The organism is Methylomonas sp. BW4-1 (assembly GCF_052474385.1).
Genome location: NZ_CP184125.1, coordinates 3,034,700 through 3,051,701 on the forward strand (window position 1 = coordinate 3,034,700; position 17,002 = coordinate 3,051,701).

15 protein-coding genes are annotated in these 17,002 nt (G+C 53.6%); 6 read left to right on the plus strand and 9 right to left on the minus strand.

All coding sequences use genetic code 11. The features are described from left to right. The first annotated feature begins 257 nt into the window (after positions 1-257). Both ACH5Y9_RS14000 and ACH5Y9_RS14005 read left to right on the plus strand, forming a co-directional pair. Positions 258-2,000, plus strand: coding sequence for an NAD-dependent malic enzyme (locus tag ACH5Y9_RS14000; protein ID WP_445366490.1), 1,743 nt, complete (start codon positions 258-260; stop codon positions 1,998-2,000). A 43-nt stretch (positions 2,001-2,043) separates the two neighbouring features. Continuing rightward, positions 2,044-2,556: a YgjV family protein gene (locus ACH5Y9_RS14005; RefSeq protein WP_445366491.1), complete on the plus strand. Its 513-nt coding sequence runs from the start codon at positions 2,044-2,046 to the stop codon at positions 2,554-2,556. Between the two features lie 57 nt (positions 2,557-2,613). On the opposite strand, the gene ACH5Y9_RS14010 is transcribed toward ACH5Y9_RS14005, so the two are convergent. The 6 genes from ACH5Y9_RS14010 to ACH5Y9_RS14035 form a co-directional block, all read right to left on the minus strand. Continuing rightward, entirely contained in the window at positions 2,614-3,231 is a 618-nt protein-coding gene (locus ACH5Y9_RS14010; RefSeq protein ID WP_445366492.1) for a hypothetical protein, read from the minus strand. Positions 3,232-3,286: 55 nt separating this feature from the next. After that, positions 3,287-3,622, minus strand: coding sequence for a DUF1508 domain-containing protein (locus ACH5Y9_RS14015; protein WP_033158946.1), 336 nt, complete (start codon positions 3,620-3,622; stop codon positions 3,287-3,289). A 316-nt stretch (positions 3,623-3,938) separates the two neighbouring features. Next, a complete protein-coding gene (locus tag ACH5Y9_RS14020) occupies positions 3,939-4,556 on the minus strand; it encodes a TIGR04282 family arsenosugar biosynthesis glycosyltransferase (RefSeq protein WP_445366493.1) in 618 nt (205 codons plus the stop codon). Between the two features lie 3 nt (positions 4,557-4,559). Further along, positions 4,560-6,710 (minus strand): FAD-dependent oxidoreductase, encoded by a 2,151-nt coding sequence (locus tag ACH5Y9_RS14025; RefSeq protein WP_445366494.1) that lies wholly within the window; start codon positions 6,708-6,710, stop codon positions 4,560-4,562. Between the two features lie 22 nt (positions 6,711-6,732). Next, complete coding sequence (gene arsS / locus ACH5Y9_RS14030) at positions 6,733-7,695, minus strand: arsenosugar biosynthesis radical SAM (seleno)protein ArsS (RefSeq protein WP_445366495.1); 963 nt, start codon at positions 7,693-7,695, stop codon at positions 6,733-6,735. A 2-nt stretch (positions 7,696-7,697) separates the two neighbouring features. After that, a complete protein-coding gene (locus ACH5Y9_RS14035; protein WP_171694600.1) occupies positions 7,698-8,393 on the minus strand; it encodes a DUF3047 domain-containing protein in 696 nt (231 codons plus the stop codon). 236 nt (positions 8,394-8,629) lie between these two features. Between ACH5Y9_RS14035 and queG the strand changes: the two genes are divergently transcribed. Further along, positions 8,630-9,730 (plus strand): tRNA epoxyqueuosine(34) reductase QueG, encoded by a 1,101-nt coding sequence (queG, locus tag ACH5Y9_RS14040; RefSeq protein WP_445366496.1) that lies wholly within the window; start codon positions 8,630-8,632, stop codon positions 9,728-9,730. A 212-nt stretch (positions 9,731-9,942) separates the two neighbouring features. After that, complete coding sequence (locus ACH5Y9_RS14045) at positions 9,943-10,464, plus strand: putative metalloprotease CJM1_0395 family protein (protein WP_171694596.1); 522 nt, start codon at positions 9,943-9,945, stop codon at positions 10,462-10,464. Here the strand turns inward: ACH5Y9_RS14045 and ACH5Y9_RS14050 are convergent, their stop codons facing one another. Beyond that, positions 10,465-10,734 (minus strand): PilZ domain-containing protein, encoded by a 270-nt coding sequence (locus tag ACH5Y9_RS14050; protein ID WP_020482610.1) that lies wholly within the window; start codon positions 10,732-10,734, stop codon positions 10,465-10,467. 86 nt (positions 10,735-10,820) lie between these two features. Beyond that, positions 10,821-12,065 carry a glutaredoxin family protein gene (locus ACH5Y9_RS14055; RefSeq protein ID WP_445366497.1) on the minus strand — a complete coding sequence of 415 codons (1,245 nt, stop codon included), beginning with the start codon at positions 12,063-12,065 and terminating at the stop codon, positions 10,821-10,823. A 159-nt stretch (positions 12,066-12,224) separates the two neighbouring features. Between ACH5Y9_RS14055 and mrcB the strand changes: the two genes are divergently transcribed. Both mrcB and lolA read left to right on the plus strand, forming a co-directional pair. Further along, positions 12,225-14,552: a penicillin-binding protein 1B gene (gene mrcB / locus ACH5Y9_RS14060; protein ID WP_205453698.1), complete on the plus strand. Its 2,328-nt coding sequence runs from the start codon at positions 12,225-12,227 to the stop codon at positions 14,550-14,552. Positions 14,553-14,554: 2 nt separating this feature from the next. Then, complete coding sequence (lolA, locus tag ACH5Y9_RS14065) at positions 14,555-15,181, plus strand: outer membrane lipoprotein chaperone LolA (RefSeq protein WP_445366498.1); 627 nt, start codon at positions 14,555-14,557, stop codon at positions 15,179-15,181. Positions 15,182-15,187: 6 nt separating this feature from the next. On the opposite strand, the gene ACH5Y9_RS14070 is transcribed toward lolA, so the two are convergent. Then, positions 15,188-16,975, minus strand: coding sequence for a sigma 54-interacting transcriptional regulator (locus ACH5Y9_RS14070; RefSeq protein WP_445366499.1), 1,788 nt, complete (start codon positions 16,973-16,975; stop codon positions 15,188-15,190). Positions 16,976-17,002: the final 27 nt, after the last annotated feature.

Consider the following 17,002-nt stretch of genomic DNA (forward strand, 5'->3'; position numbering starts at 1 on the left):
TTGTTAAGTTTCTTTGTTAAGCCTGATGAACATCATCTCACAAGCGCCAATCTGGGGCATTTTTGCGGTAAACACTCAGTAATTGCACCGCCTTGAAACACGGCAACTATAAGCGACAAAAAAAGTGCCGATTCAGCGTGTTTTCGGCTACCGCATCGCCGATTAGGCTGTTATAAAGGGAACACGCGCCATCGTTTGTGCTATTCGAACTCCTGGTTCGCCCCGGGATTTCGATCAAATATTTTCAAGGAAACTTAATGACAACGCTAAGCGATTATTTCGACTACCGGCTAGATGCCGACGGTAATAAATATGTAGAGGTTTCGATTCGGGGCGTGACCTTACTCAGGCTGCCGGCCACCAACAAAGGCACGGCGTTTAGCGTGCAGGAACGTATTGAACTGGGCTTGGATGGCATGCTGCCGCCGCAAGTGACGGCTATGGAACAGCAACTCGACCGCTTATATGCCAATTATCAAAAACAAGCGGATGGTATTTCCAAGTATCAATTTCTCAGAGCTCTGCAAGACCGTAACGAGGTGCTGTTTTACGCGCTGTTGGAGCGGCATCTGGAGGAAATGGTGCCTATTGTCTACACCCCAACCATAGGCTTGGCGGTGCAACAATTCAGTTCCAACTTTACCAGCACGCGCGGTTTGACTTTTTCGGCAGCCAACATTGATCGGGCCGAAACGATTTTACAAAACTACCCGTCACACGATATTCGCATGATTGTGGTGACCGATTCTTCGTCGATTTTGGGTATCGGCGACCAAGGTATGGGCGGTTTGGCGATTTGCATCGGCAAACTGGGGCTGTATACCGTCGGCGGCGGCATGTGCCCGTTTCAAACCTTGCCGGTCAATCTGGATGTGGGCACCAACCGCAGTGAATTGCTGAACGATCCGTTCTATTTGGGCGCGCATAGCAAGCGCTTGCACGACCAGCCTTATTTCGAATTGGTCGATAAATTTGTTAACGCGGTACAAACAGTCTGGCCCAAAGCCATTATCCAATGGGAAGATTTTGCGAAAAACATCGCCTTCGATTTGTTGGCCAAATACAAAGATCTGCTGCCCTGTTTTAACGACGACATCCAGGGCACCGGAGCGATGGCCTTGGCCGGCCTACTCTCGGCTTGCCATAAAAAAGGCGAAACCCTCGCAGAACAAACCGTGGTGGTGGTGGGCGCCGGTGCCGGCGGATTCGGCGTGGCCAGTACCATTAAAAAAGGCATGCTGCGCGAAGGTTTAACCATGGAGCAAATTCTGCAGCGGATTTTCGTGGTGGATGCGCATGGCCTGGTGGTCAAGGAAGCTACGACCGAGGCCTACAAATTACCGCTATCGCATACTCAGGAAAGTTACCACGACTGGGATATTCCGGATGATAGAGTGCCCAACCTACTGGAGGTGGTCACTCACGCCAAGCCGACGGTATTGCTCGGACTAACCGGTGTAGCGGGATTGTTCACCGAGACTGTGATTAAAACCATGGCGGCGAACCACGCTCAGCCGATTATTTTCCCTTTATCCAACCCCACCGCCAACTGCGAAGCCACGCCGGAAGACATCTTGGCGTGGACGCAAGGCACAGCTATGGTCGCGACCGGCAGCCCATTCGCCGACGTAGAATATCAAGGCCGGCGTTATCCGATTGGTCAGGGCAATAATGCCTTTATTTTTCCGGGCTTGGGCTTTGCCGCAGTGTTGGGCGAGTGCAGCCGGATTAGCGACGCAATGGTCTTGGAGTCTGCCTATGCCTTGGCCGACTACATCGTGGAAAAATGTTCGGCTGCCGACCTGATTTTCCCGCCGGTGGGCGATCTGAAGCAAGTCAGTTTATTTGTGGCTAATCGGGTATTGGCTAAAGCACTGGAAGACGGCTCCGCGACCCGGCAGGATTTAGTGGGTATCGATCTGGAAGCTTACGTTAAAGCCAATCTCTGGAAAGCCGAGTACCTGCCGTTCAAATATGCCGGGGCAACGGCAACGCATTAATGGAGTTTGCCCGCTTACAAAGCTCAGCGGTAAGGCTTAACGCTTGCAATTGGATTTGAATCTGCTGCATCTCGCCTACCTGATTGGCGGGATTGGTATTCTGGTGGAATGGCGGGCTTATTGTTTGCCGGATGGCTTAGCGTTTCGGCGTTGGTCCGCAGCCGGGGCCGTGCTGTGGGCCGCTCAATACCTGTTGCTGGATGCCTGGACCGCTGGTTTGACCATGGCCAGTACCGCCCTGCGCACCCTGCTGTCCAGCCGTTTGCAGAAAGGTGTGCACAAACACTGGACGGCGGCGAGCTTCGTGGCTTTGTTTAGCGGGCTTACGGCATGCTCTTGGCAAGGCCCTGTCTCTTTATTGCCGGCCTTTGCGGTGATCAACACCACACTGGCTCTGTTTTACCTGAACAATCGCCACATGCGCGTTGCGCTGTTGGCTTCCAGTCTTGCATGGATAAGCAACGATTACATCTGGCAGGCCTGGCCGGCATTGGTGGCCGAGACCGTGGCGATGGGCATTAATCTGCGGACGATACGCAAGCTGTTTGCCCAATAACAACGCGCCCCTTAAATATGCCGCCCCCTACCCCATAACGGCGTTTCTGAAATGGCTTTATGCCGTTTCAGTCTGCCCAACGGGTTCTTCCAGGACTATCCAGTTATTTTCAAGCAAGGCGCAATACGGGCGTAGCGCGGCCATCAGCGTTTGATAAATAGTGAATGCATCGGTTGGGTCTTTTTGCTTAAGCTCGGATACCCCGGTCAGAAACCGATACAGCATTTTTACCAAATTCTCGATGGACATCGCCAGCCAGGCATCGTTGGTTATCCATTTATCGATAAACTCATCCAGGCGCGCAAAGGTCAGTTTTAGCAGCGGATAAGCAGTTTGGGTCTCCTTAAATTCCCGGAGCAGCATGTAATCTAGGTAAGCCCGCTCCGATGCCACCCGTGGCCGGTTGGTAATACTGAGGTAAGTGGCTTTGTGGTGGGCATAGACGGCATCGAATTGTTCGCAAAACTCGGTTTCGGTGGTCATCGCCAGCCAAGTCTCTAGACTCTCGATGCTTACGCCGTAACACTCCTTGATTGAGTTTGCCATTTTGTCGAATTGCTCGATGAATGCCGGCTTGGTCAGTTCGCCTTTAAGCAGATTTTCAATCGCCACCAGTTCGCTTGCAGTCACGCATACCGTGGCCAACTCTCGAACAATTTTTAGCTCGACACCCATATTGTCTTTACCTATTTTCGCTATGTAAAAATTAAAGCAGCGCTTTCAGCCCAAGTTACAGCGTCAGATCGACGATTTCGGCAACGCAGGCATTGTCTTTAACCGTGTGCAGCGCATTGTCGAATACCATGTTGGAGTTGAATAAAACGCTTTTGACAATGATGGCGCCGGCTGCATCTTTAATCACAAAAAAAGTATCGCCCTCAGGAACCTTGCTGGCGGCAATCTGGTTGCTCATTAAGGAGCCGGTTCGCACTTCTTTAATGCCCTGGAGAGCTTCTTCTTTGTTATCGTAATCGCCGCTGATCAGAATCAGCTCGCCCTTACTGTTCACAAACGAAAAGGAATATTGATTGTCGTCGTTGGTTTTAAGTTGAAAAGTGGCTGGCATATTCTGTCCCGGAAGTTAACAGTTGAAGTTCATCGCCGATCAAATTTCAGCCTCCCGATTACAGAGGAGCTATAGCGTGACCGGCAGAGGCTATTAATCCAAAAGCAAGCGTTATGCCAATAAAAAATCCTTAAAAATCAGCCAGAAACAGCTCAACAGGGATTCAATTGTCGGATTTGCTACACAACATTGACGACGAGCCGATCGTCAGTGAACTGTTCTCATCAAGTAGCGGCCAACTCGCTTTGCAGCCTATGCCTGAATTCCGCCCCCTCCCGGCAATAACGCGAATCAAGCTGGGTTCTGCCCATAATGTTTACATAGCCGAATAACGCAACCAGTCGGAGTAAGTATCCACATCCCATTGGCTATCCAGCTCGTAAAGGTTCAGACCAATATCTTTTGCCCGATTGCGGGTGGTGACCATGACCTGATCATGGCCCCAACTCATGTCGCTGAACAGTCCCGGCTGTGTTTCGTTTAAGCCGATCAGCACATACCCTCCGTCGTCGGCCGGTGCGATAACCGCATCGTGGCCTTCGTGTAACACCGCCGATGCGCGAAGCAGATCGTCACTCGACAGACTGGGGCAATCGCAACCCATCAGCAAGGCATGGCGGTAACGGCCTAGGGCATCATTAAAGGCCTGTTGCATGCGTTCGCCCAAGTCGGCTCCGTACTGCCCTTTGAGCGTCAACGGATAACGCCGCGCACAATCCTGAAAAAAGCCATGGCTGGCGTCTGGCGCGCAATGCAATTCAACCGCACACAAAGGCTGCTCGAAGGCGCGATCCAGTGTCATATAAGCCAGTTGCCGGTGTGCTGCGGCAGCCTGTTCCGCGCTTAAGGCTGGTTGCAGCCGGGTTTTGACTTGGCCGGGAATCGGCGCTTTGCAAAAAATCATAAGCACACTGTCGGGATAGATCGCTGGCATGGCTTAAACCTTGCGCCGCCAAGCGTGATAACGGCCCAGCCATTTCAGCAGACCTTGCGGGGCGTGATTGCGTTTCCAGACGCCCGCCACATATTTATTGGCTTCCGCCAGGGTGGGATAGATATGAATAGTGCCAAGGATTTTAGTCAGACCAATGTTGTGTTTCATCGCCAGCACGAACTCGGCCAGCAAATCCCCAGCATGCTCACCGACGATAGTGACGCCGAGAATCTTGTCCTTGCCGGGGACGGTCAGCACTTTAACAAAGCCATGTGCCTCCCCGTCGGTAATTGCTCTATCCAGATCGGCCATGCCATAGCTAGAGACTTCATAAGCAATATTCTGCGCTTGCGCTTCCTGCTCGTTCAAACCCACGCGGGCCACTTCCGGGTCGGTAAAGGTCGACCAGGGTATCACCGAATAATCGGTACGGAATTTCTTGAATTGGCCAAACAAGGCGTTGACCGCTGCATACCAGGCCTGATGCGCGGCGGTGTGGGTAAATTGATACGGCCCGGCCACGTCGCCGACCGCGTAGATGTTGGGATAATTGGTTTGCTGAAATGGATTGGTGTCCAAGGTACGGCGCGGCGACAGGGCGATGCCCAGCTCTTCCACGCCGTAACCCTGCACATTGGCCGAGCGGCCAAGCGCCACCAGCACCTTATCAAAGACAATCCTGACCGTCTGGCCGTCATATTCGGCCAGCAGAATTTGTTCGCCATTTTCGACGATGAATTCCTTGGCTGTATGCAGAACTTTGACCTCCACGCCGTCCTCCTGGAAACGAGCCTGGACCATGTCCGATACCTCCGGATCTTCCCGAAGCATAATGCGCGGGGCCATTTCCACCTGCGTAACCTGACTACCCAAGCGAGCGAAGGTTTGCGTCAGTTCGCAGCCTATTGGACCGCCGCCCAACACCAACAGGCGTTTGGGCAATTCGCGCAAGTCCCAGATGCTATCCGAGGTTAGATAGTCGATGTTTTTCAGACCGGGAATCGGTGGCACGAACGGCCTAGCGCCAGCGGCGATGACAATGGCGCGGCTGGTGAGGGTTTGCACACCGGTGTCTGTGGTGACTTCCACCGCCCAGGGTGAAACAATTTTGGCGCTGCCTTGAATCACATCCACGCCCAACTCGCTATAACGCTCGATGGAATCGTGCGGCGCTAAGGTTTTGATCACCTGTTGTACTCGCTCCATCACGTCTGCAAAATCAAATTCAGCCTCGGCTTTGGCGATGCCGAATTCTTTGGCGCGTTTGATTTGCGACAACAACCTGGCCGAGCGAATGAGCGCCTTGGACGGCACGCAACCGGTGTTCAGGCAGTCGCCGCCCATTTTATGCTTTTCGATCAGCGTGACTTTAGCTTTGACGGTTGCGGCGATATAGGCCGACACCAAACCACCGGCGCCCGCGCCGATGACGATCAGGTTATTGTCGAAACGCGCCGGTTTGGTCCAGCGCGCGTAGACTTTGCGCTGTTGAATGACTTCGAGTATTTTCTTCGCCGCTAATGGAAATAGACCGAGCAAGGCAAACGAACCCAACAAAGCGGGAGAGAGAATAGCGGATAGGGAGTCGATTTTCGCCAACTGGGTGCCGGCATTAACGTAAACCAAGGTGCCGGCCAGCATGCCTAGCTGGCTAACCCAGTAAAAAGTCCTGGTCTTGATGGGCGTCAAACCCATCGCCAGATTGATCATGAAGAACGGGAACAACGGCACCAGGCGCAAGGTAAACAAATAAACAGCACCGTCTCGTCTCACGCCGTCGCCGATAGCCTGCAAACGGGTGCCGAAGCGGGATTTGACCCAGTCTCGGAACAAAAACCGTGCCGCCAAAAACGCCAGCGTCGCGCCGATGCTGGAGGCAAACGAGACGATCAACGTCCCCCAGAGCAAACCGAACACCGCGCCGCCGGCCAGCGTCAATATCGTCGCCCCCGGTAATGACAACGCAGTAACCGCGATGTACAGCGCGGCATACAGGGTAAGCGCTGATAGCGGATTGTTTTGGCGATAATCCGCTATCGCCGCTTGCTGTAATTTTAGGTTGTCCAGACTTAGCTCATGCTCGAGATCAAAGCTGAAAAACAGCCCGATCAATCCCGCCATTATCAGTAGTAAGATGAGTCTTGACGGTTTCATGAGAGGGGGCATGCCCTTGGATTTATCCTAAAGCCCCACCGCAACTGCTACCTTGGCCGGCGGTGCAACCGTAACAATGGGCGGCGGTGGCGATGGGGGCGTTTTGCAGCTGGCCTAGTCGCAACTCGCTGATATGGGTTTGGGGTTTGGCTGTATCGCCCAAAGGCAAAGCCAGCATCTGGTTGAAATCGCAGTCGTAGACATAGCCTTGCCAGTCGATGCTGAGGGTATTCAGGCACATCAGGTTTTCAAGGTTGTCGGCGCGAAAACTGTCTTTCAGTAATGTTAGATAAGCTTCGAAACAGCCGTGACTGACCAAGGTGCTGCCGAAACGCTGAATCGGCATATTGGCGATGGCAAACAGGCGGTTGAAGACGATGCCGTAATGTTGCTGCAAATGCTGTTTATATGCCCGTTCCAGATTATGTTGATCGGGCGGCAACACCGCGTCTTGCGGGTTGAACACCAGATTCAATTCCAGTCCGCTGTCCGGCTGGCCATAACCCAGCCGATTCAAACGCTGCAAGGCCGCCAGGCTGTCTTTGAACACGCCTTTGCCGCGTTGTTTGTCGACATTTTCTTCCAGATAACACGGCAGAGAGGCGACGATCTTGACCTGCTGCGCGGCCAGAAACGCGGCGAGATCGGCGTATTCAGGTTCTTCCAGAATGGTCAGATTGCAACGGTCGATCACCGCTATGCCACGATCCCGCGCGGCTCGCACCAAATAGCGAAAATCTGGATGCATTTCCGGCGCGCCGCCGGTCAGATCCAGGCTGTGAATGTTGGCGGCGTCGGCCAGCGCCAATATTTCATCGATAGTCTCCCGACTCATCATTTCGGTACGTTTGGGGCCGGCGTTGACATGGCAATGCACGCAGCTCAAGTTGCACCGATAGCCCAGATTGATTTGCAAAATCTGCAACGACTTGCGAAAAATGGCCGGAAAATCGCTGTCGGCCAGTAGTGGTTTGGTGTCGTGCATGCTTAATCCTTGGAAAACCAGATGTCGCCATACACGGCGGAAACCTGGCCGCCACTGTTGTCGGTATCGGTCATGATGGCGACGGCATCGATGCTGCGAATGTCTTCACCGAATAGTTGCTTGAAGTCGGTCCGGATATTTCGTTTTTCGTGTTCCCAGACATTCAACGGTGCCTCCTGATCGCGTAAAGCCATCATCATCGCATGATCGCCGGCAAACGCATTCGGCCAGACGCTATCCCGTTTGCTGTTGCCGGCCCAGACATAATTAACAGCCTTAGTTTGCCAAAACGCCAGCCCGCCTTTGACCACCACATACACCCTCGCCGCATAATCATCACCAGCCTTACTTTGTTCGTTCAAGCCGGATAAACGATTGCCGATGCGCCAAGACCAGTTCAGAAACGGAGTTTGGTCCAAATCGATGCGTTGCTCCTTGAACAGGCCGGAGCCGGCGGCGCGGCTATCGGCTACCAGCGCTGTCACGCCGTCGATTGCTTGCAATCGGTAGTGGGTTTCACCTTTGAAGCTTTTATGTTCCCAGCCGTCCAGGCGATTCTGGCTGAACTCACCGATAGATAGCTTGTTATCGGCAAGCACTGGGTGATGAGACAACCACATAGCCAGGCACAGCAATAGCTTATGCTTCACCATTGTCAGTCTGCCGCTGGTATAAGCCGGATACAGGGAAATTGTCATAATCGGTCGTCCAAGTTTTGCTTGATAAGGATGTCGCGCTTTTCCAGTCGATAATAAAACGCCCCGCTTAGCTTTTCTACGTAATCCTTCGTGACTGGCAGGGATTTCTTACCAATGACTTGAACAGCTTAACGGTTGATCTTCATGTTTGATACGGTTAGCTTATCCAGCTATCCGCGAGCCATTCCTTACTAGGCCACGACAACCTCCCCTAATATTTCCCAAGGTTCCGTAAATTGCACACGCCTTTAACCCAAGCCGAAGATCTTAACGCACTTGTCCAACGCATCAAGCACTGGGGCGAGGAATTGGGATTTCAGCAGATTGGTGTCAGCGATACGGATTTGAATACCGCCGAAGAGCATCTGCACAACTGGCTGGACAAGGGCTTTAACGGCGAGATGCAATACATGGCCGCACACGGTTTGAAACGCAGTCGCCCGGCTTTGTTGCAGGAAGGTACGCGCAGCATTATCTCGGCACGGATGGATTATTTGCCGGAACCATCGGCAACCAGCAAACAATTATTGGAAGACCCGGCCGCCGCCTTCGTATCGCGGTATGCCTTAGGACGCGATTACCACAAGCTGCTACGGAATAGATTGCAAAAACTGGCGGACAAAATCGCCGAGGCCATCGGTCCGTTCGGCTATCGGGCGTTTGTCGACAGCGCACCGGTGTTGGAAAAAGCCATCGCCGAGAAAGCCGGCTTGGGCTGGATAGGCAAGCACAGCAACCTGATCAATCGCCGCGCCGGCTCCTGGTTTTTTCTCGGGGAAATTTATACCGACTTGGCCTTACCCAGCGATCAGCCCGTCAGCAACCACTGCGGACAATGCCGGGCTTGTCTGGACATTTGCCCGACGCAAGCCATCGTCGGCCCGTATCAGGTTGATGCGCGCCGTTGCGTCTCTTACTTAACTATCGAATTGCACGGCAGCATTCCAGTGGCATTACGACCCTTGCTGGGTAATCGAATTTACGGTTGCGACGATTGCCAATTGGTGTGCCCGTGGAATCGCTTCGCCAAACTCAGCGCGGAAAGCGATTTTAAACCCCGGCATCGTTTGGATCAGGCGACTTTGCTTGAATTGTTTGCCTGGACCGAAGCCGAATTTCTGCAAAAAACCGAAGGCTCGGCGATTCGCCGCATCGGTCATCAGCGTTGGCTGCGCAATATCGCCGTGGCGCTGGGAAATGGCAAAGCCACTGATGCCGCTAAAACGGTATTGGCCGGCAGATTGAGTGATGAATCGGAGATGGTGCGCGAGCATACACAATGGGCTTTGCAGAAATTGGACAGTTTGCACATTGAACCGGAACTTCCGACAATTTAGAAGCGTCTTTCCCAGCGCAAGCCGGAGCCGAGTGCCATTAACAAACGGGATTGGTAGTTGCGGGAATGACGAGTAAAAGGGATTTAATCAGCCAGACTGCGATAATCGCCCTACCGCGAAAACTCAGGCTAAAAATGCTTTGGTTACTTGAACTCGCATGAAGTCAAGGTGTATTCTTAGAGCCAGTTAACACAATTCGTTCGAGGCCCAATATGCTGGTCACCGCCTCTTCCCATCAAACTTCGCTATATCGGCTGACCGGCCGCAATCTGGCCGCGAGCGGCGAACAGGCGCCTGTCGAACCTATCGCCCAAACTGCGAAAAGCGCAAACGCCCAATCCGACCAATACAGTCCGGAACAGCTAAGCCAAATTGCCGAGCTTAAAGCCCGCGACCAGGAAGTTAGAGCTCACGAACAAGCTCATTTAAGTGCCGCCGGCGGTATCGCCGTCAGCGGGGCGCGTTTTACGTTTGTGACGGGGCCGGATGGCCAACGTTACGCCACCGGCGGTGAAGTGAATATTGATGTCTCAGAGGTTGCCGGCGATCCGGAAGCGACTCTGCGCAAAGCCGAGACTATCCGCCGTGCAGCATTAGCGCCGGCCAGTCCCTCAGGCCCGGATCAAAGCATCGCCGCCAAGGCAGCGGCGATGGCTAATAAAGCTCGCGGAGAATTGTTGAATTCGCAAAAGCAACCCAGCCGTAACGGCGAGCTCCTCGACCTGACCGCCTGATCAACGCGGCGCAAACTCCAGACCAAACCCCACGTCCGGCTCTACCCGCACCACAATCGCAGTTTGTATCGGCGCATCGTCGAATTCGGTGGTTTGCACTTCCACTAGCGCGCCAATCGGCGGGATTAATTCGTTGGCACACAGTAAAAACAATCCAGTCTCGGAAAAGTCCCGCATATCCACCACGACCGCTTCAGCCGATGCCGGCACCGTCATCCTGATTTTGGCACGGTGCTTTAGGCGCGGGTGCCTGCGCTTGTTATCAATCACGAATTCTCCTATCTCGTTTCGGTTCTATCGCACGTGTAGTGATAAAGAAAAGCGCTGTTAATCAGCGCCCCAAGCCAACCGGCCATCTACTCGCCTAAACCGCGCAATATTAAATACAACCCTAAACTTACCATCGCCAAGCCGCTAAGCAATTTCAGCCAACGACCTTCTTTTTCCTGCAAACGACGCTGACTCAGGGTCACGACTCCCACACCCAGCACAACGACGTCATCTAGCATATAGGCCAGATTGTACAACATTAAATAACCGTAATAGTCCCAGCCGCTTAATTCCCGCAAGGTGAGTATGCGCGTGTAAAGGCCCGGAAATCCGGAGGTACACAACAATTCGACGATCTGGACCAGCAAAGCCAGTACCACGGCCCCCAACATGGCGCCCGCCAAATTCTCGGCTTGCAGGATGCGCCGAATCCGGTTGTAGATACCGGGTTTGGCGGCGGCGGGAATCGACAGGGAAATACCCCTGCCAAACGCCCAAAAATCTTTCAGGTTGATCGCGCCGGCCAACACGGCAATGCCGGCGATAGCCAATTCCGAAGCTCGCGATAAGCCTATCAGTAAAAACAGATTCAACCAGGCGGCCATAAACACGAAGTAAGCCATCCCTTCGACGACAACAAACGTGCCGGCCACCGCCAACATCCGGGGCCGATTATTCATAGGTGCCAGCATCGAAATCATCAAAATCAACACCCACATCGAACAGGGATTGAAGCCATCCAGCAAGCCCATGGCTAGTGTAAAAGCCGGCAAACCAACCTCGTCAAGACCGATGCGCCAGCCAAACCAATTCACGGCAAACACCTCAGGCCCGGGTGCGACTGGTTGGCTTTTCACCGGCACATCGCACGACTCGCTGACCTGCACTTCGCAGCTACCGGCCTCAGTATCGGAGACTTCAGTCGACTGCGCACCGGCACGCAAGGCATTTCTAATCAAACCGCTACTATCGGCTTCTGCGGAATAACCGACGATATATTCGCCACGCACCAAAAATGTCGGCAACCTGATTGGCCCGGCTTGCCGGGATTCGGTAATCTGCTGCAATCGCTCCAAGGCGGTCGGCTCTGCAGAGATATTGCGAATAACTATCCGTAAACCGGGTTGTTCGCCTTGCAACACCGCCAAAAATTGTTCGGCTTGTTGGCAATGCGGACAACCGTTACGTACAAAGGCTTCGATATCGATCCGGTTTTCGACCGCGCCGACACTCGGCATGGTTGCCAGCGCAAGCACTAGCAGCAAACCAAAACGCATCAGTATCGACGGTAGCTGGACCAAGCATTCGGGAAACAGTTTCAGTATCAACACTCGCCTATTCTCCTCAATAACGCCAGCAATCTGTGCGGAAGTGGGCATTTTATTAGATAATAGCAAGCTAAATGAACTGCGCCGAACCAGCAGGTGCCATCTTCGCCCCATTCACACAGCCGCCGCTAACTGCCGCCGGCGAGATCAGATACCGACTTAATGCCTAGACGACCCAGAAGCAGCAAATCGACCGTTAGACGCAGAAAATCGCAACCCCAGGCATCGTGGCTGAAACGCGCGTTGGTTTCACTGCTGCTGATCGGGGCTTTCGTATTGGCGGTGTATGTTAGCTACCTAGATTACACGGTACGCCAGCAATTCGAGGGCAAGCGTTGGTCCATTCCTGCCCGCGTCTATGCCAGCCCCGTCGAGCTTTACGCCGGCTACGAAATCTCCAGCAAAAATCTGGAAGACTTATTGCTGGAACTGCATTACCGGCAGGATAATCAACTGGCCGGCGAAGGTTCTTATTCCATTAAGGGCGGCCAGATCAACATCCGCACCCGCGCCTTTAATTTCGGCAATACGCCTCAGGAAAGCCGCAATATCAGCGTGAGTTTCACGAGCGGCGGCATCGCCGGTATTACTGACGCCGCCACCGGCGAGAGTTTGGCCATTGTCCGCATGGACCCGGTGCAAATCGGCAGCTTTTATCCCACCCGCAAGGAAGACCGAATTCTGATCAAACTGGACGAAGCGCCGCCAACCCTGGTGCAAGGCCTGCTGTCCACCGAAGACAAGGACTTTTACAACCATTTCGGCATCTCGCCCAAAGGCATCGTCCGCGCCATGTGGTCCAACGTGAAAGCCGGCGGCATGGTGCAAGGCGGCAGCACCATCACCCAGCAGTTGGTGAAAAACTTTTTCCTGAATCCCAAACGCACGCTACGCCGCAAGCTGAAAGAAGCCTTGATGTCGTTTATTCTGGAATATCGCTACAGCAAAGACGAAATTCTGGAAGCCTATCTCAACGAAATATTCCTGGGCCAAGACGGTGCCAGCGCGGTGCATGGCTTTGGTTTGGCCAGCGAATTTTACTTTGGTCAATCGCTGAAAACTCTGAACCTGCATCAAGTCGCCACGCTGGTCGCTTTGGTACGCGGGCCGTCCGAGTATGATCCGCGCCGCAACCCGGAACACACTTTAGAGCGCCGCAATATCGTGCTGGATGCGATGCATACGGAAGGTTTTATCGACGCGCAACAACTGAACGAAGCCAAAAAACAACCAATAGGCGTGGCGACAGTGATTCATCGCTCCGCCAACCGCTATCCGGGTTTTATCGATCTGGTGAAACGCCAACTGAAACAGGAATATAAAGAAGACGATTTGACCTCGGAAGGCTTGCGCATCGTCACGACCTTGGACACCCGTATCCAGGACACGCTGGAAAAATCCATCGCCAGCAAGCTGAAACACCTAGAGAAAAGTCCGAAAAGTAACGATTTGGAAACCGCCGCCATCGTTACCCGCCGCGACAGCGGCGAGATTGTCGCCCTCGCCGGCGGCCGCGACGCCGAGGACACCGGCTTCAATCGCGCTTTGGACGCGGTGCGGCCGATAGGTTCGCTGATCAAACCGGTAGTGTATTTGACCGCACTGGAATACCCGGACCGCTACACCATCGCCACGCCGATCAGCGATACCCGCCTGGAAATCCCCGCCGAAAGAGGTAAAACCTGGTCGCCGGACAACTACGACAATCAGGAACACGGCGTCGTGCCGCTGCATAGCGCCCTGGCCCACTCCTACAATATGGCGACGGTGCGGATTGGCATGGACATTGGTTTGGCCAAAGTCGCCAACACTTTAAAAAGCATGGGTGTCAGCCGGCCGGTGGATTTATTTCCGTCCTTCCTGCTGGGCGCGCAACCGCTGACGCCGCTGGAAGTCACCCAGCTCTACCAAACCTTGGCCGGCGACGGTTTTGCCACACCGTTGCGCTCGATCCGCGCGGTCAATGCCGCTGACGGCAAGGCCCTGCAAAGTTATCCGTTTACCGTGCGTCAAGCCGTTGATCCTGCCGCTACCTTTATCACCAACACCATTTTGCAGGAAGTGATGTATGCCGGCACCGGCCATTCTGCGTATAACTATCTGCCGCAGAACATGGCTTTAGTCGGCAAGACCGGTACCACCAACCAATTACGCGACAGCTGGTTTGCCGGTTTTAGCGGCGATTTTCTATCGGTGGTGTGGGTAGGCCGCGACGACAACAAACCAACCGGTTTGACCGGCGGAACCGGCGCCTTGCAAATCTGGTCCGAGCTGATGCGGCAAGTGTCGAAGAAGCCGGTCAGTCTGGTACCTCCGGATAATGTACAGATGACCTGGATAGACGCTGCCAGCGGTTTGCTCAGCAATGAAGGCTGCCCCGGCGCCAAACTCATGCCGTTCGTGGATGGCTCCGGCCCCAGCCAATTTGCCGACTGCGGAGCAAGCCCGGAATCCGGCGAAAGCTGGCTTAATAACCTGAACCCATTTTAACTATGTTGCTTAAACACATTTTTGCTCTGATTTTCCTGATCGCCACCACCCCGTCAGCCTGGGCCGACGATGCGCCGATTGCCCGATTGAAAAGCTTTTTAGCCAGCAGCAGTTCCTTGACGGCGGACTTCAAGCAAACCAGTTTCGATAAAAGCGGGCGCCCCGCGCAAAACAGCACCGGTAAATTTTATCTGAGCCGACCCGGCAAATTTCGTTGGAACTACCAAAAACCCTTTGTGCAAGAGATTGTGTCCAATACCGGCAAAGTCTGGTTTTACGATGCTGATCTGGAACAGGTGACAGTCAAACAGTTGGACGATTCGCTGGGTTCCACGCCGGCATTGTTATTGACCGGCGAAGTGGATATAGAGGAAAAATTCATCCTGCAGGAACAAGGCAAGGAAGACGACGGCATGAACTGGGTGAAGCTATCACCCAAGAATGAAGAAAGCGGGTTCAAGTACATTTTGATCGGCCTGAACGGTAACCAATTGGGCGGTATGGAATTGAGCGACAATTTCGGCCAATTAACCCGAATTTATTTTTCCAACATCCAGCTCAATCCCAAGCTGGACGACGCCTTGTTTAATTTCAAAGCGCCGAAAGGCGTGGATGTGTTTGAAAATTAGCCGACGTCAGGCCGGTTTACTAATCCCCAGCTTTTCCATCCGCGACCGCAAAGTCGTGGATGGCACCCCCAAAATCTTCGCCGCCCCCTGATTACCGGCGATTCGCCAGGACGTGGCTTCCAGCGCTTTCAGAATATGCGCGCGCTCGGCTTCGTCCAGCGTGACAATCGGTGCAGCGTTGGGCGCGCCGCCGACCCCCATCACATTCACGCAATCCACGGCGGCCAGTTGACTGCCTTTAGTTAAAATCACCGCACGTTCGATGATATGTTGCAGCTCGCGAATATTGCCGGGCCAGAAATAACTTTGCAGATCGGCCATCATCCGTTCCGGAATAGACTGGATTTTCTTGCCGAATTTAGCGGCGTACTTATCGATGAAATGCTTCACCAAAAACGGCACGTCTTCCTTGCGTTCGCGCAGCGGCGGCAAATTGATGGGAAACACATTTAAACGGTAATACAAGTCGGCCCGAAATTTACCTTGTTGGGAAAACTGCGCCAAATCCCGATGGGTGGCGGCGATGACCCGCACGTCGCAAGTCAGGGTTTGCGTGCCGCCCACCCGTTCGAATTCGCCTTCCTGTAGCACCCGCAATAATTTGGCCTGCATCTCCAACGGCAATTCGCCGATTTCATCCAGAAACAAGGTACCGCCGTTAGCCAGTTCAAAACGTCCCAATTTGCGAGCAATCGCCCCGGTAAACGAGCCCTTTTCGTGACCGAACAACTCGCTTTCGGCGAGATTTTCCGGGATCGTCGCGCAATTCAATTTCACCAAGGTTTTGTCTTTGCGAGCGCTGAGATTGTGAATCGCCCGGGCTATCAATTCCTTGCCGGTACCGGTCTCACCGGTGATTAACACCGTTGCGTCGGTGTTGGCTACCTGCCTGACCAGATCCATCGCTTGATGCAATGCCGGAGAATTGCCGATCAATTCCTCGCCATCGCGGCTGGCCAAGACTTCTTCTTGTAGATAAAGATTGATGCCGCGCAAGGTATTGCATTCCGCTTCGGCCTGTTGCCGGGCTTTGCGTTCGTTGATGTCACGCAAAATCAGGATATACAGTTTCTGCCCAATGGCTTCCACGCGAGAGATAGTAGCTTCAATGGGAAAAGTACTCTCATCCGCGCGTACCGCACTCATGCCTTCCGACACCCAAATGGCCTGCTCGGCCGGCACGCCGTTGCGAAAATTGGTTAGCGTTTTGTAAAGCTCGGGCGACAAAAATCTATCCACCGCCCGGCCAATGCTGTCGGCGGCTTTACAGCGAAACATCTGTTCGGCCGCCGCGTTGAATAAGGTAATCCGCCCGACGTCATCCAGCGTCAGAATCGCATCCATCGCATTCTCGAAAATCCGCGACAGGCGCTGCTCTTTTTCTTGCAACTCCAGCTTCAACTTTTGCAGCGTCAGATGGGTTTGCACGCGGGCAAGCACTTCTTCGTATTGAAACGGCTTGGTGATGTAATCCACCGCCCCAACTTGAAAACCTTTTAATTTATCAGCGGTATCGGCCAAGGCCGTCATGAATAACACCGGAATATCGCGCGTCGTCGGAATGGTTTTCAAGGTCTGGCAGACGGTAAAACCGTCCATGCCCGGCATCAGCACGTCCAACAGAATCAGGTCTGGCAATTGGGCCACGGCTTGGACCAAGGCAATTTCGCCCGTTTCCGCACGCAATACGTCAAAGCCGGCTTCATCGACCAAGCCTGCCAACTCTTCCAAGTTAACCGGATTGTCGTCCAGCATCAAGATTAACGGTTTATCGCGCTGGCGCTTATGAGTCATGCCTATCTCCTTCTTAACCTATCCCAA

What these genes read in the sequence shown, in the direction of transcription:
- ACH5Y9_RS14000 (WP_445366490.1), top strand. Translation starts at nt 258, where the DNA reads ATGACAACGCTAAGCGATTATTTCGACTACCGGCTAGATGCCGACGGT.
- ACH5Y9_RS14010 (WP_445366492.1), bottom strand. Translation starts at nt 3,231, where the DNA reads ATGGGTGTCGAGCTAAAAATTGTTCGAGAGTTGGCCACGGTATGCGTG.
- ACH5Y9_RS14015 (WP_033158946.1), bottom strand. Translation starts at nt 3,622, where the DNA reads ATGCCAGCCACTTTTCAACTTAAAACCAACGACGACAATCAATATTCC.
- ACH5Y9_RS14020 (WP_445366493.1), bottom strand. Translation starts at nt 4,556, where the DNA reads ATGCCAGCGATCTATCCCGACAGTGTGCTTATGATTTTTTGCAAAGCG.
- ACH5Y9_RS14025 (WP_445366494.1), bottom strand. Translation starts at nt 6,710, where the DNA reads ATGAAACCGTCAAGACTCATCTTACTACTGATAATGGCGGGATTGATC.
- arsS (WP_445366495.1), bottom strand. Translation starts at nt 7,695, where the DNA reads ATGCACGACACCAAACCACTACTGGCCGACAGCGATTTTCCGGCCATT.
- ACH5Y9_RS14035 (WP_171694600.1), bottom strand. Translation starts at nt 8,393, where the DNA reads ATGACAATTTCCCTGTATCCGGCTTATACCAGCGGCAGACTGACAATG.
- ACH5Y9_RS14045 (WP_171694596.1), top strand. Translation starts at nt 9,943, where the DNA reads ATGCTGGTCACCGCCTCTTCCCATCAAACTTCGCTATATCGGCTGACC.
- mrcB (WP_205453698.1), top strand. Translation starts at nt 12,225, where the DNA reads ATGCCTAGACGACCCAGAAGCAGCAAATCGACCGTTAGACGCAGAAAA.
- lolA (WP_445366498.1), top strand. Translation starts at nt 14,555, where the DNA reads ATGTTGCTTAAACACATTTTTGCTCTGATTTTCCTGATCGCCACCACC.
- ACH5Y9_RS14070 (WP_445366499.1), bottom strand. Translation starts at nt 16,975, where the DNA reads ATGACTCATAAGCGCCAGCGCGATAAACCGTTAATCTTGATGCTGGAC.